We start from the raw sequence: 26076 nt of genomic DNA, 5'->3' as shown, positions 1-26076 counted from the left end.
AGCCAGGAGAGTTTTAAATATCAAGTCTTCATTTTGAAACTAAAATCGCTTTTATATTAGGCTTCGAATTTTTATGTGGTACAGATATTAGTTGAAAGATAGGTTTACCTGCTCTTACTTATATCGTTAACTTGATAATTTATAAATATGAATTTAATGGGAGGATATTATGAAAGATAGCAAACATTTTAATTTTCACAAGCTTTGGCTAGGACAGTCTATAAGTTTATTAGGTACTCAGTTTACAATAGTAGCTTTGCCACTTTTTGCATTAGAGGTGTTACAAACCAGTGAAGCAAATGCTGCTATGCTTCGTGGGGTTATATTTCTCCCATACCTAATTTTCGGGTTAGTAGCCGGTGCTTTAATAGACATTTTTCATAGGAAAAATGTCTTACTAATTTGTAGTATATGTCAAGGAGTATTGTTTTTATCCGTATTCATACTGACTGTAACAAATATTATAACGTTCCCTTTACTGGTATTTATTATGTTTTTAAATGGAATATTCACCACGTTTTACAACATTGCCATTCCTTCTTTCTTACCGGAAATAGTAACAGATAAAGACAACTTAAAAAAAGGAAATGCTCAACTAGCACTTTCGGAGTCTCTTTCTATAGTAATTGGTCCTATGCTAGCTGGAATCGTCATTACTCTAGTTGGATTAACAGGCTCATTCACTGTTGACGCAGTAACGTATTTTGTTTGTTTTATGTTTGTATTATTCATTTCAAAGTTTAAATCGCATACAGAGGGTTCTTTAAAAGACGTAAATATAAAATCCATATACAAAAACATATATGAAGGTTTGATATATTTCAAAAAACACCCTGTATTGGAGCCGATTGTAACTTGTGGTGCTGTTTACGGTTTTTTTAAATACATATTAAATAGCATTTTAGTAATATTCCTTTATAAGGTAATGGGTCTATCTGAAATTGAAATAGGGTTTGTTGTAGGTTCAGCAGCGGTGGGATTTTTAATAGGTAATACGATACTCATGAAAAAAAGTCAACAAATCAATAATACAAAAATGCTTATTTATAGCGCTACTGTATCAGTTACCGGTTTGGCTTTTATACCGATAATGGGATATATGGGAACAGTTTACGGTATAGTAGCCGCAAGTATCATACATGGTATGGGAGAAGGTGTATTTGGCCCTTACGCTGCAACTATACGACAACTTGCTTCACCAAATCATATGCTAGGCCGAGTAAATGCTGTACAGCGTACGCTTAATTGGGGAGCTTGGGCATTGGGGAGTTTTGCCAGTGCATTTTTAATTTCTATATTTGGGCTTCAAACTACGTTATTTATAGGTGGCTTCGGAACAACATTGTGTTTAGTGGCGTTGTTAAGACGAGGCGTATCAAAAGGAACAGACATTGAATATACGAGTTCATTTTAGAGGAGATGATTATGATGCATAAGGTATTAAAAGGAACTGACATAGAAAATAAACCACACATTTTATTTATAGGGGGATGGACAAAGCCTATCCAAGGTGCATTAGACAGTGGGTATACTGTTTCGTATATAGGATCTTACGCTAAACACATATATTTTGAGGGGGCTATCTTAGAAAAATGTTTCTATAAAAAAGAATTAGACACGACAAACATACCCTTGTCTATATACTATGCTGAAGAATTATTCAAAGAGAAACCCTTTGATGTGGTTGTATCTTTCAACGAAACAGCATTAGATACGGCTTGCATAATTGCAAAGATTTTTAATGTTAAAGGGCCTTCTTACAATGCTAATATGATAACCCGCAATAAAGACATGATGCGTGAAATTCTAGCAGGTAAGGACTTTTCGATAGATTCGACAGTTTGTAATAACACTGAAGACATTAATAAATTTTTGAATAAAAAAGATAGTGTTATAATAAAGCCGCCGATTGGGGCAGGGGGTAAAGGAGTATCTAAGCTAGACTCGGGAGATGACGTAGGGGTATTTATTGAAGAAAATGGTATTCAACTACCTGTTTTAGTGGAAGAGTACATTGAGGGTGATATAGTTTATACGGTTGAAACCGTTTCTTATAACAAAAAACATTCTATACTTGCTATATCAGCTGAAGTATTTAAAGAAGATACATTTATAATAAACTATACTATTATGCCAGCACCTATAGATGAATCTCAAAAACAATTAATTATGGAGAAAGTAATGTTATTTTTGGACGACATGCAAATGGAAAACGGCATTACTCATACAGAAATAAAGATAGACAAACAAAATAAGCCAATAATCATAGAATCTCAAGTTAGAATAGGTGGCGGAAACATCTGGAAGATGGTGGAACTAACAACTGGCATATCTCAATTTGGATACTATTATGATGCGTTAGCTACTGAGACTATAGATGAATTTAGATGTGTACCTTCAAAATGTCAAGCTATGTCTTTAAGCTTGATTCCAAAACCAGGTTGCTTAAAAGAAATCAAGTATAAAGGGTTAACTAACATATCCGAGGTCGCATTAATTGATCTATTAGTAAAAGAGGGCGACACCATACCAACTATTGTAGATAGCACTCAACGCAAAGGATCTATATTATTTACGGCTAATGATATAAAACATATGTACGAAGTTGCAGAGGGAATATGTGACAATATAACTTTTGTTTATCAGGATTTATCAGAATGGAAACCTTCTTTAAAAAAATATATGTAAAAAGAATGTGGCAAATGACTGGTCTATATAAAAAAGAGAAATTTTTGAATTCCCTGATAGTGTTAAACCTAAGCAAAATAATTAACCATCCTACGCAAGAAAGTTTAGATAGCTAAAAGCATATGTTTTATTGAAAGGATGTGATTGAATTATGGAACGGCCGAATTGGGGAATTGGAGGATTAGTATTCGTTGGCTGCATGTTTCTTGGCGGAGGAGTGGGATCTATGTTAGGTAGTGCCCAAACTGGATGGCTCATAGGAATGGGTGCTGGATTTCTTGGGATGGCTTTAACGAGATTGATTAGAAAGTAATATAACGGAGATTCTTAATACCATAAGAGCTCCATACATTACAGTTAGAAGCTTCTCTTTTGTATTGGTCTTTTTTAAAATTTTTCCATACATAGATATGATTCTCAAGTCGGAGGATGGCACCTTAAGGTGTCTTTTTTATGTTCTCTAAAAATGTCTTCCCATATAATAACCGAGTTTTGCCTTTAGTCTCCGATGCCCGTCATCTTTCTTGTAATAGAATAGATTCATTACCGTTTCAGACCGATGTATTCATTCATAACCTAACAGTAAAAGGGGGGATGATTAAAGGTATGGCGATTAATGAGGAATCAATTTGTCAACAGTTTGCAAGAATTATCGGTGGCCAAGAAGGATTCGCCGGTGGAAAATGTGTGGCAACAATAAATCGGGATGAAATACAAGCAACAATCTTAGGGAAACGTTTTAGAGTAACAACTTCCTTCTCATTCGAATCAAGAGATCATAAAACTGGACGGGCATTATGTCTAGGACGGGTAGCGCTCTTACAAAAGGAAGTCACTGGATTTGTTGCTACAATTATTAAACAAGGAATAATTGTTTCGTCTATACACAATGAGTGGTTATGTGATGATCCAAATTTGATTTACGTTAATATTGAAGACGTTGATGATCCACTAAATTTCGCAAGAAAAGTTAGAAGAGCGTTATGCAATTAATTCATTTCATTCGTTAAATGTGTGATTTTGTTAAGTAGAATATTTCAGATTGTTGAAAGGTTTTATAAAGTGAAAGAAGGCGTTCCATATTTGGAATGCCTTTTCTTGATGTTTCTGTTGCTAATGTGGGTTGTTAAATTATTTTAATTGATTATATGTTACTGATTTTACAACAGCAAGAATTGGGTGAAGTATCCTTAAAATTCAAATTTAACAGGTCTTAAAAAAAGTTCTTCTAATGTATCTTTTGCATCTTTACCTTCAAACAAAATCTCATATAAAGCGTTACTAATTGGAAGTTCAACATCGTATTGTTTAGATAGCTCTTTCAATGCTTTTACTGTTGAAACTCCTTCTGCCAATTTTTTAAACTTTTGACCTGAGACAAACGCTTCTCCGAATTTTCGATTATGACTATGTAAGGAGAACAGTGTTGCCTCATAATCTCCTAAATGACTCAATCCGTATATCGTTAAATCATTTCCTCCCATAGCTGTAACCAAACGTGAAAGTTCTCTTGTCCCTCTAGCCATTAGTGAACCTTTCAAACTGCTGTAATTCAATCCATCTAACATTCCTGCGGCAATGCCCATAACATTTTTTGTAGCAGCTCCTATTTCATTACCAATCAAATCTTGTCCGTAGTAAAATCGTATTAAATCACTATTAAACTCCTGCACAATCTTCTTAGTGATACTAATATTCTCAGATCCAATCACCATACAATTTGGAATGTCATTCGCAAAATCTTGTACATGTCCAGGTCCTACCCAAACAGCTATATTGACATTTGTTTCAATGATTTCACTAAATACTTGAGAAAGTCTCTTTCCACTTGTGGCTTCAAGTCCTTTCATACATAAGATAAAGGTTTTTCCTTGTATTTCATTAATTAAGTTTAATTGACTAGCAAATGAACGTAATTCCTGTGCACTAATCGATATAATAATAATCTCCGCAATTGAAATCGCTTTATGTAGAGAATTACTTAGCTCAATATCTTCTGAGAGATTAAGATAATCATTTTTTCTAGTTTCGCTTAATTTAATGTAATTTCTTGAGTTTTCTCTGCCCCACAACATGACATTATGACCAATTTTGTTAGCATACCAAGCTATAAAAGTACCCCAACGTCCACAACCAAGAACTGAAATATTCAATAACCTCACCTTTGTCTTTATAAATTTTTATGATGTTTTCCTTTGCATGAATGTTTTTATTTATAGTGTTTCATATTGGATAAACATTAACAAATATCCTTTATCTTGTGTAACTAATGGACATGATTTTGTGTTTTTACTACTAGTAAAAACATTAAATAAGAGGGGGAGATTGTTTGTGTGTTCATATCGAAAATCTCCATTTTTATTGTAGTGTCAGTGTTTTAGTGCAAATTAAGTGGATACGACAAACTTTGACAAAAAATACATACACTTGGCGCAACTAATAATCAGTGGGGGATGAGCCCCTAATGACACGGATTAAAGTTTCGCTTCATCAGCAACAGCATTTATTTTAGATGGTATTGTACTTTTTATTATGTTTTGCCCAGATCCATTAAATAGTTCAAAAAAGATTTGACTACTTTTCAAATAAATAAAAATAAAAAAACCGGTTCTTTCGTAAAGGGACCGGTTTTTTGCGTACGGAATTTGCGTTTTGTTGGTGCTACCACACCGCTATCAAGTTATCAGATACATGGTAATAGATGTTTTTATAATTTGAAAGACGAGGAAACGAACTTGGAGGGAGTATTGGAAGCATGTTTGAGAAGATTAAATCAATGGAAAAGGAAATGTTTTTTAAGTCTGGGCTATGGACCTATCCGCCTGTTCTAATTAACTAAAAGAAGAACTTCCCCATACCGATTAGACTACTAATCATTCCTATTCCATTCATGCTGCTTTTTCCTACTGCAAGTAAGTTTCCAAGCATTCCTGGCTGACCGTTATTCCCCCATCCCATGGGACTTACCTGTCCTCCCCACGCTGGAGGGTTTCCGAAAACACCCCATTTATTGGCATTAAAATTAAAAGCCTTGGCTGGCGGTGATAGTAACGCGGCAAGATGCCCTTGTGCGAACATCCCTGCATGATTGAATGGTTGGGTCCAGGGGAAGGGGGGCTTTTGAAAATTAAAAGCAGCATGGCTTGGTAATGGAGTCCAATTAGCAGGATGTCCTTGGGGCATCATCCCTGCATGATTGAATGGTTGGGCCCAGGGGAAGGGAGGTTTTTGAAAATTAAAATCAACATGGCTTGGTAATGGAGTCCAATTAGCAGGATGTCCTTGGGGCATCATCCCCGCATAATTGTTTGGCTGGCCCCAAGAGAAGGGGGAGGACTGGGGATTGAAACCCGTATAATTGGCTGGCGAATCCCAACCAAATGGATAGACTCGACAACTCCAATTCTCAGGAATCTTCAGACCATTCATTCCCTCAGCTTTAGTTATTTGGGGCTGTGAATATAATGATGACATTGAAATTTGGTTATTATATTGTTCCTCGTCTCCCTTTGAATTCAAATACCAATATTGGTGCATAAGCTTATTCCCCTCACTTTAAAAATGTAATGTTAGACTTAGCCTATGTAATATTCCTTTTTATGGATGGTTACATAACTAGATTTACAAGCCTGTATTTAAAGGAATGGGTGTATGGTCTTGTTGATTTATCCCGCTATTTGTGGGCAGTAAGACACCTCCACCTCAAAATTCAGTGAAAGCAAAGAAGTTAGATGGGGGTTGGGCTGCTTGTAAAAAACCACTGATTAAAGTTTCACTTTATTTTAGAAGGGTATTTTCAGTTGCTTCTTTTTTTATTTCAGCCTAATTTAATTTCGGTTAACAAACGTGTTTAAATATTTATTCAAAATCTTATTTAAATGTGTATAAAGGTTTAATCAATAAAAAGGATTTTAAAATGTTATGCTGAGTAAGTAAAATTGCTAAAAAGAGAATATCCATTCGAAGAGTTTGGCAAAATACTGCAAGGATAATGTATTCTTGTGCAGATATGCAAACGATTTAAACGAATCAATGGAATTTATAATGAAGGGGCAAATAAATATATGAGTGAAACATTAAATAAAAGAAAACCACCATATTTAATGCTTGTAATCCTTTTTATTGGGGCATTTGTTTCATTTCTAAATAACTCGCTTTTAAATGTAGCCTTGCCATCAATAATGAAGGATTTAGACATTAAAGATTTTTCAACGATCCAGTGGCTTTCTACAGGGTATATGCTTGTAAGTGGTATATTAATTCCGGCATCAGCATTTTTAATAACCCGCTTCTCCAATAGGAGCTTATTTATTACATCTATGATGATTTTTATTCTTGGTACGGCCTTAGCGGCTGTAGCACCGAACTTTGGTTTATTACTTACTGGCCGGATGGTTCAAGCAGCAGGTTCTTCAGTCATGGGGCCTTTGTTAATGAATATTATGCTAGTAAGCTTTCCAAGAGAAAAAAGGGGAACGGCAATGGGGATTTTTGGATTAGTTATGATTACAGCTCCAGCAATTGGACCGACACTATCAGGTTATATTGTAGAGTACTATGACTGGCGTTTGCTGTTTGAAATGATTTTACCGCTAGCAATCATTAGCTTACTGTTAGGGATTTGGAAATCGGAGAATGTCATGAGACAAAACAAAAATGCAAAACTTGATTATCTCTCATTACTATTATCTTCTGTCGGTTTTGGAGGTTTGTTATATGGATTCAGTTCTGCAAGCTCCGATGGTTGGACGAATAAAGTTGTCTTAACAACCTTAATCATAGGAGCTATTTCCCTAATTGCTTTCATTATCCGTCAATTAAAAATGAATGAGCCTTTATTGGATTTACGTGTTTATAAGTACCCAATGTTTGCACTTGCGTCTGTAATTGCAATTGTCAATGCGGTGGCTATGTTTTCGGGTATGATTTTAACACCAGCTTATGTACAAAATGTCCGCGGTATTTCACCGCTGAGCTCTGGGCTGATGATGCTTCCAGGTGCGGTAATAATGGGGGTTATGTCACCAATTACAGGTAAACTATTTGATAAATATGGACCTCGAATTCTTGGCATAGTAGGACTTTCTATTACAGCTGTTTCAACTTATATGCTGGCAAACCTGCAAATCGACTCTAGTCACACACATATTATTCTTATTTACACTCTGCGGATGTTTGGGATGGCGATGGTGATGATGCCACTTATGACAAATGGCCTTAATCAATTGCCAACTCGCTTAAATCCGCACGGTACGGCTGTTAATAATACAGCTCAACAAGTGTCCGGTTCGATTGGTACTGCTATTCTTGTTACGATTATGAATTCTGTAACAAAAACAAAAGCTGAAAGTCTAATGTCTGAATTAGATCCAACAACCTTCACAGAAGCTACGAAGGCAATGTTAACTCAGAAGGCTTTATTATCCGGAATTCAATATTCATTCTATGTAGCGCTTGGCATGAATGTTGTTGCACTACTATTAGTTTTTTTCGTTAAACGTGTAGATACAAGTGCGGAAGCTGTCGAGAGGTTAAATCGGTAGTGTGAAACAAAACTTTAGATACTGATTTCTACAAGTTTTTTGCCGATTAGTTAGCCTATGAAGAAGTACAAATTTCTGCTGCTAAGAAGCTGGTATTTAAAACGGGAAAAGAACTGAAAGAAACAGTGAAATAATTATATACAGTGAAAGAGGACCTGATGCTCATATCAGGTCCTCTTTCATTAGTAACACGGTATACTTGCTTATCGTATTTGTTTGAATAGATATTAGGAACTACTGGTTTTCCAAATACTACAATCTTTAGTTCATCAATTTCTTTATTTGGGTGTGTTCGCTTATCTTAGCTTACTGGGTATGTAGTGCTACTGTGGTTTTAAAATAAAGTTTGATTAAAATATGTGGGGGAGTTGTTAGGGTGGAATTTGATTTATAAAAAAGATTCATCAAAATGAACGTTTTATAAACAAATACAAGAGATGACATCCGCTTTCAATTTCTGATAAACATTATAATAATTCGCTTCATTTTAAGTTAGTATTTTTTCTGCAAGTTATAAATCTAATGTCAACAAACAACTTAGATTACCAACCTTATAAGCAATATCATAATCATGAATAGTTAGGGAAAAGATAAAATAAGGTAATCAATTACATATCTTTATCCCAGGCGATTCATTGCTATCTTCTCTTTATTGAATGGGATATTTTATCCCGCTATTTGCCGGGTAGTAAGACCCCCACCTCAAAATTCAGCGGAAGCAAAGAAGTTAGGCGGGGGTCGGGCTGATAATCAGTGGGGGATGAACAAAACCCCCACTGATTAAAGTTTCACTTTATTTCATGCTTTTTTGAAAGGATGTTTTTAATGGAAAAAAAAGTATCTGCCATTCCTCAGCCGAAAACATATGGACCGCTGGGGAATCTCCCATTAATTGATAAAGATAAACCGACCTTATCCTTTATCAAGCTAGCGGAAGAGTATGGTCCCATTTTTCGAATTCAAACTTTAAGTGATACTATCATTGTCGTTTCTGGACATGAACTGGTAGCAGAAGTCTGTGACGAAACACGGTTCGATAAAAGTATAGAGGGTGCTTTAGCAAAGGTTCGTGCCTTTGCTGGAGACGGATTGTTTACAAGCGAGACTCACGAGCCTAACTGGAAAAAAGCTCATAATATTTTGATGCCTACATTCAGCCAACGGGCAATGAAAGATTACCATGCCATGATGGCCGATATTGCCGTACAACTCGTTCAAAAATGGGCAAGACTGAATCCGAATGAAAATGTGGATGTTCCGGAGGATATGACTCGCCTTACATTGGATACAATTGGTCTGTGTGGTTTTAATTACCGATTCAATAGCTTTTATCGTGAGACCTCTCATCCTTTCATCACTAGTATGAGCCGTGCTCTAGATGAGGCTATGCATCAATTACAGCGACTGGATATAGAAGACAAACTCATGTGGAGAACGAAACGTCAATTTCAACATGATATTCAATCCATGTTTTCTTTAGTAGATAATATTATTGCTGAACGTAAAAGTAATGGAAATCAGGAAGAAAATGATTTACTTTCCCGTATGTTAAATGTGCAGGATCCGGAAACTGGTGAAAAATTAGATGATGAAAATATTCGTTTTCAAATTATCACTTTTTTAATAGCTGGGCATGAAACAACAAGTGGATTGTTATCTTTTGCAATCTATTTTTTATTAAAGAATCCGGATAAATTGAAAAAAGCATATGAAGAAGTAGATCGGATTTTGACAGATCCTACTCCAACATACCAACAAGTTATGAAACTTAAGTATATCCGGATGATTTTAAATGAATCGCTACGTCTATGGCCTACTGCTCCAGCATTCAGCCTCTATGCAAAAGAAGATACAGTGATTGGTGGGAAATACCCAATTAAGAAAGGAGAAGATCGTATTTCTGTTCTTATTCCACAGCTACATAGGGATAAAGACGCGTGGGGAGACAATGTGGAAGAATTCCAACCTGAACGATTTGAAGAGCTGGATAAGGTTCCACATCATGCTTATAAGCCATTTGGAAATGGTCAACGAGCATGTATCGGTATGCAGTTTGCACTTCATGAAGCCACACTCGTAATGGGAATGCTTCTTCAACATTTTGAATTAATCGATTATCAAGACTATCAGCTGGACGTAAAACAAACATTAACGCTAAAGCCCGGTGATTTTAAGATTAGGATTTTACCCCGAAATCAAACTATCAGCCATCCTACTGTCCCTGCACCTATAGGGGAGAAGTTGAAAACTCATGAAATCAAGCAGCAAGTTCAGAAGACTCCTTCTATTATTGGAGCCGATAAGCTGTCACTTCTTGTTCTATATGGCTCGGATACAGGGGTAGCAGAAGGTATTGCAAGAGAATTAGCAGATACAGCTAGTTTAGAAGGTGTTCAAACGGAAGTGGTAGCTCTTAATGATCGAATTGGAAGTCTGCCAAAAGAAGGAGCGGTTCTTATTGTAACTTCTTCTTATAATGGAAAACCACCAAGTAATGCAGGGCAGTTTGTGCAATGGTTGGAGGAATTAAAACCGGATGAGCTAAAAGGTGTTCAATACGCAGTTTTTGGTTGTGGAGATCATAATTGGGCTAGTACCTATCAGCGAATTCCAAGATACATTGATGAGCAAATGGCTCAAAAAGGAGCAACAAGATTTTCTACACGTGGAGAAGCGGATGCAAGTGGTGATTTCGAGGAACAGCTCGAGCAATGGAAACAAAGCATGTGGTCTGATGCGATGAAGGCGTTTGGATTGGAACTCAACAAAAATATGGAAAAAGAGCGCAGTACTTTGAGTCTGCAATTTGTCAGTCGTCTTGGAGGGTCTCCTCTTGCGCGAACATATGAAGCAGTTTATGCATCTGTATTGGAAAATCGTGAACTCCAATCATCCAGTAGTGATAGAAGCACTCGACATATTGAGATATCCTTGCCAGAAGGCGCTACGTATCAAGAAGGAGACCACCTTGGGGTGCTGCCAATTAATAGCGAGAAAAATGTTAACCGAATTTTAACGCGCTTTGGATTAAACGGGAAGGATCAAGTCATACTGAGCGCAAGTGGGCGCAGTGTAAATCACATACCTTTAGACAGTCCTGTTAGTTTATTTGCCCTTCTTAGTTATAGTGTCGAAGTTCAAGAAGCAGCCACTCGGGCACAAATACGAGAAATGGTGACATTCACAGCATGCCCTCCTCATAAAAAGGAATTGGAATCATTATTGGAAGAAGGAGTTTATCATGAACAAATACTAAAGAGACGTATTTCAATGTTGGATCTACTTGAAAAGTATGAGGCCTGTGAAATCCGATTTGAACGCTTTTTAGAACTTCTTCCTGCGCTAAAGCCGCGTTACTATTCTATTTCAAGCTCTCCACTCGTTGCACAGGATCTTCTGAGCATTACGGTTGGTGTTGTTAATGCACCTGCATGGAGTGGGCAAGGGACATATGAAGGAGTCGCTTCTAATTATTTAGCTCAGCGTCATAATAAAGATGAGATTATTTGTTTCATTCGAACGCCACAATCAAACTTTCAATTACCTGAAAATCCAGAAACACCAATTATCATGGTTGGGCCAGGTACTGGAATTGCACCATTCCGTGGATTCTTGCAAGCACGTCGTGTTCAAAAACAAAAAGGTATGAACTTAGGACAAGCACATCTATATTTTGGTTGTCGTCATCCTGAAAAGGATTATCTCTATCGTACAGAACTAGAAAATGATGAAAGAGATGGATTAATCTCTTTACACGCAGCTTTTTCTCGCCTGGAAGGATATCCAAAAACATATGTACAGCATTTAATAAAACAAGATAGAATCAATTTAATTTCGTTATTAGATAATGGAGCTCATCTTTATATATGTGGTGATGGAAGTAAAATGGCTCCTGATGTAGAAGATACCCTTTGTCAAGCATATCAAGAAATTCATGAAGTCAGTGAACAAGAAGCAAGGAATTGGTTGGATCGTTTGCAAGATGAAGGACGATATGGAAAAGATGTTTGGGCTGGTATCTGAATTTTTCTTAATTAGATAAGTAATATGTAACTAATGAACTTCTTTCGAATATGTGTTAAATTAAAAAATAAACTTATTTATAAAAATCCCGTATTGTTATTGAACACGGGATTTTATTATTTTTAAATAAGCTGGACTGATACTGTAGAAAAAATCTCATATGAAACAAAAGTTATATAATCTTAGCTTGATGGGTACGGTGTTAACCAATTTCTTGACGTAATTTGAAATTTAAAATATAAACCTTTGCGCACTGGCTGAACAGTTTTTAGCACAGTGTCAAATCGCTGGAGGAATTTATCAAATTAGATATTTTTTTATATTGTATGGAATGAATTTTGCCGTAGAATAATAGGTAATTCATTTGACAATTAAAATGACCTAATTTAATATATATGTCATAGCATGTAATTAGTGAAACAAATGCATTCACTGTGAATAATTGACTGGTATGCTATATCCTTTTATATCTTAATTTATAGAGGTGAAACATGAATTTACATGATTTAATAGGCTATCTTGTTCATCGTACTGATGTGAAAATGACCAATTATTTTACTAAGAAATTAAAGCCTTTTGGAGTTACGCCAGAGCAGTGGGGGATTATTAGTGTTCTTTGTAGCCAAAGGGGAACTACTCAAAAAGAGTTAGCAGAAGCTATTGATAAAGATCAAACTACTGTCGTAAGAATGATACAATCAATGGAGAGAAAAGGGATTGTAAAGAAGGCTTTGAATGACCAAGATAGGCGTTCACACAACCTTTTTTTAACTGAAAAAGGTGACGAGTTAAAAAAAGAAATCTTGCCTGTAGTGAAAGATGCTCACCATTTCGTTACGAGTAATTTGAGCGAGGAAGAGATTAAAGTATTACAATCATTATTAAACAAATTGTATGATACACGTTATTAATATTTGTTCCTTATTGATGCTATGCTATTTATAAGGGACAAACTTTGTTTTAGGTATAATGTATGCTATAGCATATATTAGTTGTTTCGAGTAATGGGGAGATAGCTTTATTTTGTATGATATTTGATTCAGAATCACCTTTTTTCCTAGTACCAGTCAAATTTTTGTATTATATATGCTATAGCATGTAAAAATATCAAATAAATAAGAAAGATGTGATTGCTATTTTAATATTAATCAATGTAGTAAAAGTTGTATTGTTTCTGTTCTTTTTAATGACAGGTACGAAAATTATATCTGGGAAAATGGCAGATGAGTTCAAACGATTTGGTTTACCTTCGTTTTTTAATTTCTTAACTGGGGCTTTTGAGATTGTAGGAGCAATTGGAATGTTGATAGGAATTTGGGTCCCAATGGCAGCTTTATTGGCAGGATTGTTGTTAGGCGGTACGATGCTTGCAGCTGCATTAACTCTTATTGTATTAGCGAAAGATCCCTTTAAGAAAGCAATACCTGCGCTTGTTTTGTTTGTCCTTAGTTTAGGGATAAGTTGTTATCATATTTTTTAAACATAACCGAAAACTGTTAAACTTTATGCGTTTAAGCTGGTATCGTTTTGTAATTATTTTATAGATAGGGGGTGTGAAAACATATGAATGGGTTATTATTTTTCAACGTCTTAGCGTTTCTTGCTATATTGACAACAAGTATTGTTGCTGGAACCGTTTTTGCATACTCAAATTCTGTCATGCCTGGCCTTCGGAATTCGGATGATCGTACCTTCGTTCTTTCGGTTAGACACTTTACCTCATCAGTGGCTAATCCGATTTTTCTCTTCATTTCAAACGGTGCTCTTATAGCGCAGATTGGTTTTGTTGTATTAGCCGTTTACCTACAGCAATTTGATAAAGTTATTTTAGGATTAATCGCATTGATTAGTTATGTTGCCACTCTACTGATCACTTTCACAGGAAACCTTCCGATGAATAGAGCAATTATCTCAGCTGAACTACCTGTAAGAGATTCTGGATGGGATGAACTCAGAGTCAAATTTGAATCCCATTGGACGTTGCTGAATCACACGCGTACCTTAACGTGCATTTTGAGTGTGTCGGCACTACTCATAGCGTTGCTTATTAATTAGTAGTATGAATGTATTTAGATAAATAGTAATTAACCGGACAATTCTTAAGGAATATGGTATTGGAAAATAATTTATCATTCCTGATTGGATCAGATGAATATCTGGTTGATTTAAAAGCTTATGATGTTTTCTATCATGGCGATGCTATCCCTTATGAAGCCCATGGTACTCATGGAAAACCTGCCTACTTTCTTATGAAGAAAAATGGACAACTACTATATCAACAGAGACAAACGATTCCATTTGGTCGTTCAACATCGACAGAGTTTAGAAAAATTGTTCAATATATAGGTAGGAATCTTAAGTCTAAATAGATCTCTTTTTAATGAGCTTTTAATAACTCTTTAATTTTTAAATACAATAAAGAATAGGGAAAGCCTCAAACTAGTACTGGAATAATAGTAGCGCTAACTTGAGACATTCCCATTATTAGAATCGAAAAAAACATAATCAGTAAAAGAATGGGAAGGATTTTTATACAAAGGAATTCCTGATGAATTTTATATTAAAAATAGGAGTGAGTAAAGATGGCATATTTATTACAAGTTGATTTTCCGTTTGAAGGTCCTTTTGGTGAAGAAATGGAAAAAGCGTTTTGGGATTTAGCAAAAAGTATTAATGAAGAAGAAGGGTTCCATTGGAAAATATGGACAGAGAATGAAGAAACGAAAGAAGCTGGAGGCATTTATGTATTTGAAGAAAAACAAGATGCTGAAAAATACGCTGAAATGCACAAGAACAGACTTGAAGCAGCTGGTGTTAAAGATATTAGAGTAAGAATTTTTAACATCAATGAAAAATTAACGGAACTGAATCGTGGTTCTATTAAATAATTCCGACAGTCGGAGCAAGCTTAAAAAGGAGGGGGATGAACCCCTTCTTTTTTTGAATTCTTAAATTGATGGTGAGGGGGATCTCGCACAAAAGAATCCCTATATAGATAGGGATTCATGTATCGGCATATAGTTCCTTGGAAAAGGATGTATTAAGTGTAACATCTGAGAGTTCTTGAGTTTGTGAAATTGACGTGAAAGTACTGTGAAAAAAGTTGTATTGAAATAGTTATTTATAAAAGGGTAAGACCCTTACTGGGAGGTAAGGGTCACAGTAAATGCAAATTTATTTGTAATTTGCTAAAGTAATTGCAATATATATATACCCATCTATACATGTTGCAAAATTATAAACATTACTATTGTTTAGTAACTAGGAATAACAAATTCTGTTTGGGCTATGTGTTTTAAAAAAGAGTGTAACAAAGAAGACCTGATAACAGGTCCGTATTTATCATTGTTTTGTCGTATAATAAATAAGGTTGTTTCCTACGCATCAATATGGGATAAGATAAAAGAAATAGGGAGACATGCTAATTCTTTTTATTTCTATAATAAAATAAGATTATTAAGTCGAATGTGACAAGAATAATTAGAAGTAGCAAGTGTATAAGTGCATCAGTTTTTCCTTTTAGTAAAGACTTTATAAAGAAATCCCATTCGGTTTCATAGGGAGGATCTATCCAATTTCGTTGCAGTCCTAACACCATTCCATTTATGAAATAGACAATGCTTAATAGAATTCTTCCAACAAATAAGGTAGCTACTTTTATATTCCACTTCTTTATCAGGATTATATAAAGAAGTGGAAATAGTATAAGTACCCAAAAAACGATAATAAAGACTGTATTCATCAGTTTCTGCTCCTTATGTTGATAATAAAGTTATTTATAACAGGAAGTATAACTCACGTATTAGTTAGCTCTTAGGTTCTCTAAAAAAGTTAGATGCAATGCAACAAACCATTCCGGTGATTAGAATACTATATCTCACTGTGTTACCCGTGTGCTCAAATAAATTAGTTCCAATAAGCATTACAAGTCCCCAAAACAATTGACCTGCGCCAAAAGCTAATAATATTTTTCCTGTTCGAGAAAATTTTTTCATAGTTTTTCACCTTCCACAAACTCGCTCCATTAAATGGCCCGATCGGTGTGAACTTTATCTTTCTGTCTCAAAAAACTCAATCCACTCTCCATCAGGACCAGCGAAGAATATGTAACGTGTTCCATCCGGTAATGTTTCAATTTCTTCTCCTAGTAGAAAGGTTACTTTGTGTTTTTGTAGTCTTTCGATTTCTTCCTCTAATGAATCCACTTTAAAGCAAATGTGATGTACTTTTCCTTCTGCTGGAAGAGAAGAATTATAACCTTCAATTAATTCGAGTATTGTTTCCTTCGATTCTTCCACACCTAAAAAAGCGAGTTTTAAATCTGGGTTTGGATGCCCCATACGTTTAAGGAGCTGTAAGCCGACTACTTCTTCATAAAATGAGATAGATGTTTCTAAGTTTGCAACCATAAGTCCTACGTGTTCAATTCTTCTAACTGGCATGTAGATTCCTTCTTTCTGAAAATTATATACAATATATTATTGAAAATTAAGAAAATAATCAAGATAAAAACCTTACAATTTTGAGCTTGTTATATGGTATAGTGAGAAAGTATGTTTGGGGAGAAGGAAGGAGATTATACGATGAATACACCTACTCAAACTCCTTCATTATCGGAAACAATGAAAGAGTGGCATTATGCGTTAGCGTATGAAATTAAACATTGGAAAACGATAGGTGGTAGTAAAATTTCTATCATGAACGGTCGTTTTTTATATACAGATTATGAAAGTACGGTATATGTCTTTCAGCTTATTTCGGAAGTAAGCATACCTGAAGGTTCACCAATTCGAATTGAGTTCGATGGTGAGGAAGCGACAGGGGAAGTACTATCTGTGCATGGATTAGAAATCGAACTGAAATTAAATGATTATATACAAGGCGAAATAAGAGAAGCGGTTTTATACAGTGAACCGTGGCAACTATTAGAACAGCTGCAAGAGCGTTTGAAGGAAGCCCGTAAAGATAAACTAAGACGTCAACGAATTAAACGTTTAGTAGAGGGAACGAGCAGTCCGAAACATATTGAGAAGATGAAAAATCCGAAAAATGAATTGGCGTATCGGTCGTTTTACAATCCGACAACGTACGTGTGGGGACCACCGGGAACAGGGAAGTCTTACAATTTATCACGTATTATTTCGGCTCATTATCAAAAAGGGAAATCGGTACTTGTGTTAGCTCATAGTAATGCGGCAGTTGACGTATTAATGAGTGAAGTAACGAAGCAAATTGAGAAGAAAAAGAAATGGACACCTGGTGAAATCGTTCGTTACGGTTATAGTCAACATGAGCATATACGAAATCATGAAACATTACTAGCATCGAAGTTGGTTGAAACGACGAACGGATCTTGGGGAGAAGAAAGACTTTATTTAGAAGAGACACGACAAGATCTTCGTGAAAAGATTTTATCATATAAAGCGACTTCTGCTGATAAGAAGCGTATACAAGAGATAGAAAGTGATCTTCGAAAGCAAAAAGCGAAAATTAAAGAAGTAGAAAAAGAATATATTGAAAATGCGAAAGTAATCGGTGCGACTTTATCAAAATGTGCAATTGATGCGCTTATTTATGATCGCACATTTGATTTAGTTGTCGTAGATGAAGTAAGTATGGCCTATGTTCCGCAAATTGCATTAGCAGCTTCACTTGGAAAACGTATCGTCGTTTGCGGTGACTTTTTACAGTTACCTCCGATCGCAATGGCGAACCATGAACTCGTTCGAAAATGGCTCGGCGAAGATATGTTTTATCATGCCGGGATTGTTGATACTGTAAATAAATCAGAAGCACATCCCAACCTTTTTATGTTGCAGGAACAAAGACGTATGCATGCAGACATATCGAAGTTTACGAACTCATTTATTTATAAAAATAGAGTGTACGATCATCCGTCTGTTTCAGAGCGTAAAAAACTTGCGCAACTACAACCGTTCGCAAATGAAGCGAGTGTTTTATTTGATACGAGCTTAATGGGAGCATTTTCGTTAAAAGATGCTGCTTCTGGTTCGCGTTTTAATATTATGTCTGGTTTAGTGGCGATGCAAATGATGCTAATTGGACTGTTAGACGGTGTTCAATCAATTGGTGTAGTTACACCGTACCGAGCACAGTCCCGCTTTTTATCAACATGTATTAGAGAAATGTTACAGAGAACGAAATATCAAAATATACCAGTATTAGCGGCAACAGTTCATAAGTTTCAAGGTTCTGAAAGAGATATGATGATCTTTGATACGGTTGATAGTTATCCACAGGAACGTCCTGGTGTGTTATTCTTTGATCATAAAAACCATCGCCTCGTCAATGTAGCAGTAACGAGAGCGAGAGGGAAATTCATTCAATTATCGGATTGCCATTATATGCGTAAAAACCTTTCGAGAAAACAAGCGTTATCACAATTAACTGCACATATAGAACGTCACGGTGATGTGTATGATCGAACGACATCAAGACAATTGTGGGAGCGAAAAATTTCGAAACGTTTACGCTGGTTTATGGAAATGAATCTTGAAGAGCCGAAAGGGTTATTAAAAGATATTCTAGCGGCAAAACGAAAAATTATCATTTCACTTCCAAGTACAAGACAAGTGGATAAACGAGTATGGCAAGCGTTAATGCGTACAAATGCGCAAATAACAGTGTATAGTGACGGACCAGTTCCATTAAAAAATGTAAAGTTACAAAGGCAAAACAAAGCGTTCCCGTTTATAGTAATTGATGATGAAATCTTTTGGGCAGGGGCACCTCTCACATCTCAAATGATGTTTGAAGGTAGTACGGAATTTCCGTACATATGTGCAAGACTGCAAGCACCGGAGACAATTGGTGTATTAAAAGGATTTTTAGATATTCGGTAAATTCGGATAGGAATTCCTTGACTTTTATTCGGAATGAATTTAGAATGAAAATAATTTAATATAATTTTATGAAAATTCTTATCACGAGAGGTTGAGGGACTGGCCCTATGACACCTCGGCAGCGGATTCTTTATGAATACTGTGCCAATTCCAGCAAGGTAACTTGAAAGATAAGAAAGAAGCTCATTTTGAATGTATATTTCAAAGCCTCTTTCTATCTTTTAGAAAGAGGCTTTTTTACGTGAAAATAAAAGGAGGAAGAAAAATGGGAGCGACAGGAGTAACGTCACAAAGAAAAACGATTGAAGAGAGTATAGAAAGAAATAAGGAAAAGTACATAGAAACAAGTCATGATATTCATGCGAATCCGGAGATTGGTAACCAAGAGTTTTACGCATCAAGAACGTTAAGTTTATTACTAGGTAGTGCAGGATTCCAACTGCAGCACAATATAGCGGGACATGAAACAGGTTTTATCGCACGAAAAAGTTCAGGAAAACAAGGGCCAGTTATCGCATTTTTAGCTGAGTATGATGCTTTACCGGGGCTCGGTCATGCGTGTGGTCACAATTTAATTGGCACAATTAGTGTTGCAGCAGCAATTGCTTTATCAGAAACACTTGAAGAAATCGGCGGAGAAGTTGTCGTGTTTGGAACACCAGCAGAGGAAGGCGGACCAAATGGTAGCGCAAAATCGAGTTATGTAAAAGCTGGTTTATTTAATAATATTGATGCAGCGCTTATGATCCATCCAAGCGGAAAAACAGCAACAACAAGTCCCTCACTAGCAGTCGATCCACTTGATTTTCATTTTTACGGTAAAACAGCTCATGCAGCAGCCTCACCAGAAGAAGGGATTAACGCATTAGATGCGATTATCCAGCTGTATAACAGTATTAACGCACTTCGCCAACAATTGCCGTCAGATGTGAGAATTCATGGTGTTATTACAGAGGGCGGAAAAGCACCTAACATTATTCCTGACTACGCCGCAGCAAGGTTCTTCATTCGTGCAGCAACGCGAAAAAGATGTGCGGAAGTAACAGAAAAAGTAAAAAATATCGCACAAGGAGCAGCGTTAGCAACAGGTACGAAAGTGAAAATTCATCAATTCCAAAATGAAATCGATGAATTACTCGTAACAAAAACATTTAATGACGTCGTAGCCGAAGAACTAGAACTACAAGGTGAAGACGTAAATCGTAAAGAAAGAATTGGAATCGGCTCAACAGACGCAGGAAACGTAAGCCAAGTCGTACCGACAATACATCCATACATTAAAATTGGCCCAGATGACTTAATTGCACATACGAATGAATTTAGAGAAGCAGCACGTTCAGAACTCGGAGATAAAGCGCTAATTACATCCGCAAAAGCACTTGCAAATACGGCGTATCGATTAATTACGGAAGAAGGGCTGTTAGAGAAGGTGAAGGAAGAGTTTAAGGAAGCGCAGAGGAATCAGGGATAAGGGATAAGGGGAATTTATTCAACGAGGAATCTAATTAATAAGCAGAAATGTAAAAAAGAACATTGGAAAATCAATGTTCTTTTTTGTTTACTAATCATTGATTTTGTTGGTTTCTCTCATAAAGGAAAAACTTTTACTGTTATCGGGGGATAATACGTATCCCTTTATTAGAACGACAATTTCTCCTCAAACTCACTCTTTAAAACAATTAAAGGAGACGATAATCCGAATTGCATTAAAGAGTCTAAAAATGCAGCGAGAGAATCCATCGAATCGCTCATGACCTTCATCATATAATTAAATTCCCCGCTAATTCGATATAAATCTGTTACTTCAGGAGCAGCATTACAATATTGGATAAAATCAGAGCATTGGCTCGTTTTAAACATGATGAATGCTTGAATGTTTTTATTAATTTTGGAAGGCTCAAATTTTGTTCGATAAGCTGCTATAACTCCTTGATCTTCAAGTTTATTAATACGCTCTTTTACAGCAGGCTGCGTCATGGATATAATTCGTCCTATTTCTGAAACAGAAATTCTCGCATTTTCATACAACAAGTTCATAATTTTATGGTCAACTTCATCTAATTTTACTGCATTTTGCATTGTGTAGCCTCCTCTTTTTGTTTTCTAAAGTAAATCACAAATTATAACTATAATATCATAAGTTAACGAACTTAATTACCTATAAATCTATATTTAAAATTATTGATTTTTAAATGAAAATGTAAGTATAGGATTTATCCTGCTATTTGCCGGGCAGTAAAACTCCCACCTCAAAATTCAGCTGGAGCAAAGAGGTTAGGTGGGAGAGCGGCTGCCCGTAAAAGCCCGATTGGTGAGGGCTGATTAAAGTTTCACTTTATCAAACGGAAATTTAGGAAGGATGGGAAAAATGAAGAATCTTGATGGGAAAGTAGCGTTAGTAACCGGGGCGAGTCGCGGTATTGGTCGTGCGATTGCGATGAGATTGGCAAACGACGGTGCATTAGTTGCGATTCACTACGGCCGAAATAAGGAAGCTGCAGATGAAACGATTAGTGAGATTGAATCTAATGGAGGAAAGGCGCTCTTAATTGAAGCAGATTTCAATTCAATTGATGGTGTCAAAAATCTAGTAGAACAATTAAAGAATGAATTACAAATAAGAGTTGGTACATCAGAGATAGATATTTTAGTAAATAATGCAGGGATAGGTACACAAGGAACGATTGAAAATACGACAGAAGAAGTTTTTGATGAAATTATGTCTGTAAATATTAAAGCACCGTTCTTCTTAATTCAGCAAACATTACCGTTACTACGAGCAGAGGGACGCATTATTAACATTTCATCAGCTGAAGTACGACTTGGTTTTACAGGCTCAATTGCATACGGTTTAAGTAAAGGGGCATTAAATACGATGACACTTCCTCTAGCTAAGCATCTTGGAGAAAGAGGTATAACAGTGAATGCAATTATGCCTGGATATACGAAGACAGATATTAATGCGAAATTGCTAGATGATCCTGAAATACGAAGTTTTGCTACGAACTCATCTGTGTTTGGACGAATAGGGCAAGTTGAAGATATCGCAGATGCAGTAGCATTCCTTGCTTCTTCTGATAGTCGCTGGGTAACAGGGCAGATTTTAGATGTTTCTGGAGGGTTTTGTTTATAGGGGCACTACTCTATAACGATCAAATTAAAATTAAAAACAGTTATAGAGACTCCATTCTTCGGAAATATTTTAACTATTAAGTTGTAAAAAGAACCGTAGTTTTTCATTTTTGAAAAGGCTATGGTCCTTTTTAGTTGTAGCAAAGTTATGGTGCGAGGAAGCTTTTTGTAAATCAAAAAAAATTGATTAATCAGTTGCATAAAGAACTAATCAGCGTATATACTATAAACATCAAAAAAAATTGATGAAGGGAGAGTGAACTAAAATGGCACAAGATTTTCAGCTCTATGAGAAAAAATTTAAAGCGTTGGCGGATCAGAAGCGTTTAGAGATTATGTATGAACTTTGTCAGCGAGGTCAGACTTGTGTATGTGATTTAACAGAGATTTTTGAAATGACGCAATCTAAGTTGTCCTATCATTTGAAGATTTTATTAGATGCAGGTTTAATTGTAAAAGAAACAAAAGGTACGTGGAGTTATTATGATTTAAATGATGCGGAAGTGAATAATTTATTATCAGAAGAATTGTGCTGTATCTTTAGAAAAACAGGAAAAGGTAGTTGTTGTTAAAATTTTGCGCTATTAATCAAAAAAAATTGATTAATAATATATAAAGAGGAGGAATAAGGTATGAAATATGTTCACGTCGGTATAAACGTTACGAATTTAGAGAAGTCTATTGAATTTTATGAAAAGGTATTCGGTGTATCACCAGTTAAGGTGAAAATGGATTATGCAAAATTTTTATTAGAGACACCAGGACTTAATTTCACGCTGAACGTGCGAGATGAAGTGAATGGAAATCAGGTAAATCATTTTGGTTTTCAAGTGGATACAGCTGAAGAAATCATATTACATAAAGAAAGATTAGAAAAAGAGGGTTTCTTTGCGCGTGATGAGATGGATACAACTTGTTGCTATGCAGTGCAAAATAAGTTTTGGGTAACGGATCCTGATGGTAATGAGTGGGAATTCTTTTATACAAAAGCAGATAGTGATGTTCACAAAATAGAAGAGTCATCTTGTTGCACGATTTCTAACGTAGTAGATAAAAATTCTTGTTGTTAATGGGAGATGGAAAATAAAATGAAACGTTTATCTTTTCTAGACCGATATTTAACACTATGGATTTTTCTAGCGATGGCTATTGGAATTGGTTTAGGATTTGTGTTTCCTAGTGTAGTAGACGGACTGAATTCATTACAAGTTGGCACGACGTCTATTCCGCTCGCTGTTGGTTTAATTGTAATGATGTACCCACCATTAGCGAAAGTTCGCTATGAGGAAATGGGCCGAGTATTTAAAGATGTAAAAGTGCTAGTTCTATCTTTAGTACAAAACTGGATTATCGGACCTGTACTTATGTTTGTGTTAGCAATTATTTTTCTTCCTGATAAACCAGAATACATGGTCGGGCTCATTATGATTGGTTTAGCACGTTGTATTGCAATGGTAATTGTTTGGAACGACCTTGCTGATGGGGATAAAGAGTATGCAGCTGGTCTAGTTGCTTTTAATTCTGTATTTCAAATGTTATTCTTCTCGGTTTATGCATACGTGTTCGTAACAGTAATCCCGGAATGGTTAGGGATTGAAGGTGCTATTGTCGATATTACAATGGTAGAAGTAGCGAAATCAGTATTTATCTATTTGGGAATTCCTTTTATAGCAGGTATGTTGACACGCTTTGTACTAGTGAAGTTAAAAGGAAGACAGTGGTATGAAAAGGTATTTATACCTAAAATTAGTCCACTTACATTACTTGCATTGCTATTTACAATCATCATTATGTTCTCTTTAAAAGGGGAGATGATTGTTAGCGTGCCACTAGATGTAGTAAGAATAGCAATTCCATTACTCATTTATTTTATTGTAATGTTTTTTGTTTCTTTCTTTATGGGAAGAAAAATTGGTGCAAACTATCCGGTGACTACAACGTTAGCATTTACAGCAGGTAGTAATAACTTTGAGTTAGCAATTGCTGTAGCAGTTGGTGTGTTTGGTATTCATTCAGGCGCGGCATTCGCAGCTGTCATTGGACCGTTAGTTGAAGTACCTGTAATGATTGCACTTGTAAACGTCGCTTTTTGGTTTAAACGTAAATATTTTAATGATCAACCAGTATAATTTAAAAACAAAGGTGGAAAACAACATGGAAAACAAAAAGACAATCTATTTTTTATGTACAGGAAATTCATGCCGCAGCCAAATGGCAGAGGCATGGGGGAAACAATACTTAGGAGATAAGTGGAATGTATATTCTGCAGGCATTGAAGCACATGGAGTGAATCCAAATGCTATTAAAGCAATGAATGAAGTAAATATCGATATAACAAATCAAACATCAGATATGATTGATTCAAATATTTTAAATAACGCTGATTTAGTTGTTACCCTCTGTAGTCATGCGGATTCTGTTTGTCCATCTACTCCGCCGCATGTAAATCGTGTTCACTGGGGATTTGATGACCCAGCAGGAAAAGAGTGGTCTGAATTTCAACGTGTTCGTGATGAAATTGGTGAACGTATAAAACGTTTTTTAGAAACAGGGGAGTAAATAAAGAAAAGAGTCAATCTTCTATTATATAGGTGATTGGCTCTTTTTTTATTGTACATAGTCATGACTAAATTGGTTTACAGAAATTAATGAAACGAATAGAGAATATTCTGTCATAGTGATAAAGTTAGAAATGTATTTAATCATGTAGGATATGATTTTTACTTGAATAAATTAGGTATATCTTAAAAATCCTCACTTTAAAAGGTTTTTATTCGGAAGTACAAAAATGAATTTTTGCATGAAAGGGGAATAGGGTGAAACATATAATAAGAAATGTATTAATGAATTATTTTAAAGAAATTCATTCACTAGCAGTGGAAGAAGAGTTACATAAAGATAGTTGGAATACGGATCTGCATTATAAAATAATGGTAAATGGAAAGCGGTATTCCGCAAGGTTTATAAATAGCAAGCGAACAATCAATCCCGCCTTTGGGACGTTATTAAACGAACAACTGATAGAGCAAGTGCGTTTTACGTATTATTTACGCGAGCATGGGATTCTTTTTATGCAGATAAATAAGAATAGGGCAGGAGAGTCATTTACACTTGTCATTTGGAATGATGAACAATACCGATTTGTATTGTCTAATTGGATTGAAGGAGAACATATTACAAATTGTACAGAAGTTATCGCAAAAGCCTTCGGAACGGAAGCAAGAAAGATTCATGATATTTCTTGCGCATCTCAAAGCTCGATTTTTCAAAAGAAATCTCATTTGGATGGGTATGCCCAGTTTATTCATATGCTAGAAAGTAGGGCAAGCACATGTGGAGAATTACGAGAGTATATAGAGCTCGCTAAATATCATATAGAGTGCGCATATACGAGTGAATTAGAGTTTATCGTACAAACAGACTTAAATCCTTTGAATGTTTTATGGGATTCAAATCAACAGATAAAAGGAATTGTAGATTTTGAATCGATTGGCTATGTTGATCGTATTGAGGGATTAGCCTTTTTACTAAAATGGTACTCTCGAACGGAAGGAATACAATCACATGAAGTCAGTCCAAGTGTTGCTAGTGCATTTTTAGAAGGGTATAAGGCTAGTAATATTGTAACATCAAATGATTATAAGAGACTGTCTTCATTACTATGGCTATCCGGTAGTTTGAATTGGAATTTTGTGAAGAAAACGCTAAGTGTAATAAGTGATGAGAGGGAATTAGAAGAACATTTGGAAGTTTATAGAGTGAGGGGAGAAAGACTATCTTCATTGTTAATTTGTAGATAACATGTATTCTCCTAATTTGGGATTCAA

25 protein-coding genes and 1 riboswitch are annotated in these 26076 nt (G+C 35.7%); of the genes, 19 read left to right on the top strand and 6 right to left on the bottom strand.

Features of this window, described 5'->3' with window-relative positions:
• Positions 1-169 precede the first annotated feature (169 nt).
• From LUS72_RS15615 to LUS72_RS15600, 4 genes are all read left to right on the top strand, one after another.
• Positions 170-1414: an MFS transporter gene (locus tag LUS72_RS15615; RefSeq protein ID WP_097830287.1), complete on the top strand. Its 1245-nt coding sequence runs from the start codon at positions 170-172 to the stop codon at positions 1412-1414.
• A 14-nt stretch (positions 1415-1428) separates the two neighbouring features.
• Complete coding sequence (locus LUS72_RS15610) at positions 1429-2688, top strand: ATP-grasp domain-containing protein (RefSeq protein WP_264447081.1); 1260 nt, start codon at positions 1429-1431, stop codon at positions 2686-2688.
• 151 nt (positions 2689-2839) lie between these two features.
• Entirely contained in the window at positions 2840-3001 is a 162-nt protein-coding gene (locus LUS72_RS15605) for a hypothetical protein (RefSeq protein ID WP_170961029.1), read from the top strand.
• A gap of 293 nt (positions 3002-3294) precedes the next feature.
• The gene (locus tag LUS72_RS15600; RefSeq protein ID WP_264449065.1) at positions 3295-3681 is read left to right on the top strand and encodes a DUF1259 domain-containing protein; all 387 of its coding nucleotides are present in this window, start codon (positions 3295-3297) and stop codon (positions 3679-3681) included.
• 197 nt (positions 3682-3878) lie between these two features.
• On the opposite strand, the gene LUS72_RS15595 is transcribed toward LUS72_RS15600, so the two are convergent.
• Together LUS72_RS15595 and LUS72_RS15590 are read right to left on the bottom strand one after the other, a co-directional pair.
• On the bottom strand, positions 3879-4850 hold the full coding sequence (locus LUS72_RS15595; protein WP_240523207.1) for an NAD(P)H-dependent glycerol-3-phosphate dehydrogenase: 972 nt from the start codon (positions 4848-4850) through the stop codon (positions 3879-3881).
• 673 nt (positions 4851-5523) lie between these two features.
• Complete coding sequence (locus LUS72_RS15590) at positions 5524-6225, bottom strand: hypothetical protein (RefSeq protein ID WP_097830285.1); 702 nt, start codon at positions 6223-6225, stop codon at positions 5524-5526.
• 527 nt (positions 6226-6752) lie between these two features.
• Between LUS72_RS15590 and LUS72_RS15585 the strand changes: the two genes are divergently transcribed.
• The 7 genes from LUS72_RS15585 (at position 6753) to LUS72_RS15555 (ending at position 15142) form a co-directional block, all read left to right on the top strand.
• Complete coding sequence (locus tag LUS72_RS15585) at positions 6753-8231, top strand: DHA2 family efflux MFS transporter permease subunit (RefSeq protein WP_097830284.1); 1479 nt, start codon at positions 6753-6755, stop codon at positions 8229-8231.
• 825 nt (positions 8232-9056) lie between these two features.
• Positions 9057-12254, top strand: a complete 3198-nt coding sequence (gene cypD / locus LUS72_RS15580) for a bifunctional P-450/NADPH--P450 reductase (RefSeq protein ID WP_264447074.1) — start codon at positions 9057-9059, stop codon at positions 12252-12254.
• A gap of 491 nt (positions 12255-12745) precedes the next feature.
• On the top strand, positions 12746-13165 hold the full coding sequence (locus LUS72_RS15575) for a MarR family winged helix-turn-helix transcriptional regulator (protein WP_097830282.1): 420 nt from the start codon (positions 12746-12748) through the stop codon (positions 13163-13165).
• A 218-nt stretch (positions 13166-13383) separates the two neighbouring features.
• Entirely contained in the window at positions 13384-13734 is a 351-nt protein-coding gene (locus tag LUS72_RS15570; RefSeq protein WP_097830346.1) for a DoxX family protein, read from the top strand.
• An 83-nt stretch (positions 13735-13817) separates the two neighbouring features.
• Complete coding sequence (locus tag LUS72_RS15565) at positions 13818-14309, top strand: anthrone oxygenase family protein (protein ID WP_264447070.1); 492 nt, start codon at positions 13818-13820, stop codon at positions 14307-14309.
• A 59-nt stretch (positions 14310-14368) separates the two neighbouring features.
• The gene (locus LUS72_RS15560) at positions 14369-14623 is read left to right on the top strand and encodes a hypothetical protein (RefSeq protein WP_264447068.1); all 255 of its coding nucleotides are present in this window, start codon (positions 14369-14371) and stop codon (positions 14621-14623) included.
• A gap of 213 nt (positions 14624-14836) precedes the next feature.
• Complete coding sequence (locus tag LUS72_RS15555) at positions 14837-15142, top strand: monooxygenase (RefSeq protein WP_264447066.1); 306 nt, start codon at positions 14837-14839, stop codon at positions 15140-15142.
• A gap of 533 nt (positions 15143-15675) precedes the next feature.
• On the opposite strand, the gene LUS72_RS15550 is transcribed toward LUS72_RS15555, so the two are convergent.
• The 3 genes from LUS72_RS15550 to LUS72_RS15540 form a co-directional block, all read right to left on the bottom strand.
• Positions 15676-15996, bottom strand: coding sequence for a hypothetical protein (locus tag LUS72_RS15550; protein ID WP_141533429.1), 321 nt, complete (start codon positions 15994-15996; stop codon positions 15676-15678).
• 64 nt (positions 15997-16060) lie between these two features.
• Positions 16061-16249, bottom strand: coding sequence for a hypothetical protein (locus tag LUS72_RS15545; RefSeq protein WP_264447062.1), 189 nt, complete (start codon positions 16247-16249; stop codon positions 16061-16063).
• A 54-nt stretch (positions 16250-16303) separates the two neighbouring features.
• Entirely contained in the window at positions 16304-16696 is a 393-nt protein-coding gene (locus LUS72_RS15540) for a VOC family protein (protein ID WP_097830277.1), read from the bottom strand.
• Between the two features lie 111 nt (positions 16697-16807).
• Between LUS72_RS15540 and LUS72_RS15535 the strand changes: the two genes are divergently transcribed.
• The gene (locus tag LUS72_RS15535; RefSeq protein WP_264447059.1) at positions 16808-19117 is read left to right on the top strand and encodes an AAA domain-containing protein; all 2310 of its coding nucleotides are present in this window, start codon (positions 16808-16810) and stop codon (positions 19115-19117) included.
• 75 nt (positions 19118-19192) lie between these two features.
• Positions 19193-19294, top strand: a riboswitch (SAM riboswitch).
• An 88-nt stretch (positions 19295-19382) separates the two neighbouring features.
• Positions 19383-20588, top strand: coding sequence for a M20 family metallopeptidase (locus tag LUS72_RS15530; RefSeq protein ID WP_264447057.1), 1206 nt, complete (start codon positions 19383-19385; stop codon positions 20586-20588).
• A 167-nt stretch (positions 20589-20755) separates the two neighbouring features.
• Here the strand turns inward: LUS72_RS15530 and LUS72_RS15525 are convergent, their stop codons facing one another.
• Positions 20756-21196 carry an Lrp/AsnC family transcriptional regulator gene (locus tag LUS72_RS15525; RefSeq protein ID WP_097830274.1) on the bottom strand — a complete coding sequence of 147 codons (441 nt, stop codon included), beginning with the start codon at positions 21194-21196 and terminating at the stop codon, positions 20756-20758.
• Positions 21197-21485: 289 nt separating this feature from the next.
• On the opposite strand from LUS72_RS15525, the gene LUS72_RS15520 reads away from it, so the two are divergent.
• The 6 genes from LUS72_RS15520 (at position 21486) to LUS72_RS15495 (ending at position 26049) form a co-directional block, all read left to right on the top strand.
• Positions 21486-22250 (top strand): SDR family oxidoreductase, encoded by a 765-nt coding sequence (locus LUS72_RS15520; protein ID WP_141533431.1) that lies wholly within the window; start codon positions 21486-21488, stop codon positions 22248-22250.
• Between the two features lie 265 nt (positions 22251-22515).
• The gene (gene arsR / locus LUS72_RS15515; protein ID WP_000046014.1) at positions 22516-22821 is read left to right on the top strand and encodes an arsenical resistance operon transcriptional regulator ArsR; all 306 of its coding nucleotides are present in this window, start codon (positions 22516-22518) and stop codon (positions 22819-22821) included.
• Between the two features lie 60 nt (positions 22822-22881).
• Positions 22882-23319 carry an ArsI/CadI family heavy metal resistance metalloenzyme gene (locus tag LUS72_RS15510; RefSeq protein WP_264447038.1) on the top strand — a complete coding sequence of 146 codons (438 nt, stop codon included), beginning with the start codon at positions 22882-22884 and terminating at the stop codon, positions 23317-23319.
• Between the two features lie 18 nt (positions 23320-23337).
• Positions 23338-24378 (top strand): ACR3 family arsenite efflux transporter, encoded by a 1041-nt coding sequence (gene arsB, locus LUS72_RS15505; RefSeq protein ID WP_097830271.1) that lies wholly within the window; start codon positions 23338-23340, stop codon positions 24376-24378.
• Positions 24379-24403: 25 nt separating this feature from the next.
• Positions 24404-24808, top strand: a complete 405-nt coding sequence (arsC, locus tag LUS72_RS15500; RefSeq protein ID WP_097830270.1) for an arsenate reductase (thioredoxin) — start codon at positions 24404-24406, stop codon at positions 24806-24808.
• Positions 24809-25065: 257 nt separating this feature from the next.
• On the top strand, positions 25066-26049 hold the full coding sequence (locus tag LUS72_RS15495; RefSeq protein WP_264447033.1) for a phosphotransferase: 984 nt from the start codon (positions 25066-25068) through the stop codon (positions 26047-26049).
• Positions 26050-26076 lie beyond the last annotated feature (27 nt).

The sequence above is a fragment of the Bacillus cereus genome, assembly GCF_025917685.1.
In the GTDB taxonomy this organism is placed as follows: Bacteria; Bacillota; Bacilli; order Bacillales; family Bacillaceae_G; genus Bacillus_A; species Bacillus_A cereus_AT.
The sequence above is the reverse complement of the archived record's forward strand: the minus strand, read 5'-3'. Positions and strand labels throughout refer to the sequence as shown.

Excerpts from the sequence above, each read along its gene's own strand:
- LUS72_RS15615 (WP_097830287.1), top strand. The coding sequence starts at position 170 with ATGAAAGATAGCAAACATTTTAATTTTCACAAGCTTTGGCTAGGACAG.
- LUS72_RS15610 (WP_264447081.1), top strand. The coding sequence starts at position 1,429 with ATGCATAAGGTATTAAAAGGAACTGACATAGAAAATAAACCACACATT.
- LUS72_RS15605 (WP_170961029.1), top strand. The coding sequence starts at position 2,840 with ATGGAACGGCCGAATTGGGGAATTGGAGGATTAGTATTCGTTGGCTGC.
- LUS72_RS15600 (WP_264449065.1), top strand. The coding sequence starts at position 3,295 with ATGGCGATTAATGAGGAATCAATTTGTCAACAGTTTGCAAGAATTATC.
- LUS72_RS15590 (WP_097830285.1), bottom strand. The coding sequence starts at position 6,225 with ATGCACCAATATTGGTATTTGAATTCAAAGGGAGACGAGGAACAATAT.
- LUS72_RS15585 (WP_097830284.1), top strand. The coding sequence starts at position 6,753 with ATGAGTGAAACATTAAATAAAAGAAAACCACCATATTTAATGCTTGTA.
- cypD (WP_264447074.1), top strand. The coding sequence starts at position 9,057 with ATGGAAAAAAAAGTATCTGCCATTCCTCAGCCGAAAACATATGGACCG.
- LUS72_RS15575 (WP_097830282.1), top strand. The coding sequence starts at position 12,746 with ATGAATTTACATGATTTAATAGGCTATCTTGTTCATCGTACTGATGTG.
- LUS72_RS15565 (WP_264447070.1), top strand. The coding sequence starts at position 13,818 with ATGAATGGGTTATTATTTTTCAACGTCTTAGCGTTTCTTGCTATATTG.
- LUS72_RS15555 (WP_264447066.1), top strand. The coding sequence starts at position 14,837 with ATGGCATATTTATTACAAGTTGATTTTCCGTTTGAAGGTCCTTTTGGT.
- LUS72_RS15550 (WP_141533429.1), bottom strand. The coding sequence starts at position 15,996 with ATGAATACAGTCTTTATTATCGTTTTTTGGGTACTTATACTATTTCCA.
- LUS72_RS15545 (WP_264447062.1), bottom strand. The coding sequence starts at position 16,249 with ATGAAAAAATTTTCTCGAACAGGAAAAATATTATTAGCTTTTGGCGCA.
- LUS72_RS15540 (WP_097830277.1), bottom strand. The coding sequence starts at position 16,696 with ATGCCAGTTAGAAGAATTGAACACGTAGGACTTATGGTTGCAAACTTA.
- LUS72_RS15535 (WP_264447059.1), top strand. The coding sequence starts at position 16,808 with ATGTTTGGGGAGAAGGAAGGAGATTATACGATGAATACACCTACTCAA.
- LUS72_RS15530 (WP_264447057.1), top strand. The coding sequence starts at position 19,383 with ATGGGAGCGACAGGAGTAACGTCACAAAGAAAAACGATTGAAGAGAGT.
- LUS72_RS15525 (WP_097830274.1), bottom strand. The coding sequence starts at position 21,196 with ATGCAAAATGCAGTAAAATTAGATGAAGTTGACCATAAAATTATGAAC.
- LUS72_RS15520 (WP_141533431.1), top strand. The coding sequence starts at position 21,486 with ATGAAGAATCTTGATGGGAAAGTAGCGTTAGTAACCGGGGCGAGTCGC.
- arsR (WP_000046014.1), top strand. The coding sequence starts at position 22,516 with ATGGCACAAGATTTTCAGCTCTATGAGAAAAAATTTAAAGCGTTGGCG.
- LUS72_RS15510 (WP_264447038.1), top strand. The coding sequence starts at position 22,882 with ATGAAATATGTTCACGTCGGTATAAACGTTACGAATTTAGAGAAGTCT.
- arsB (WP_097830271.1), top strand. The coding sequence starts at position 23,338 with ATGAAACGTTTATCTTTTCTAGACCGATATTTAACACTATGGATTTTT.
- arsC (WP_097830270.1), top strand. The coding sequence starts at position 24,404 with ATGGAAAACAAAAAGACAATCTATTTTTTATGTACAGGAAATTCATGC.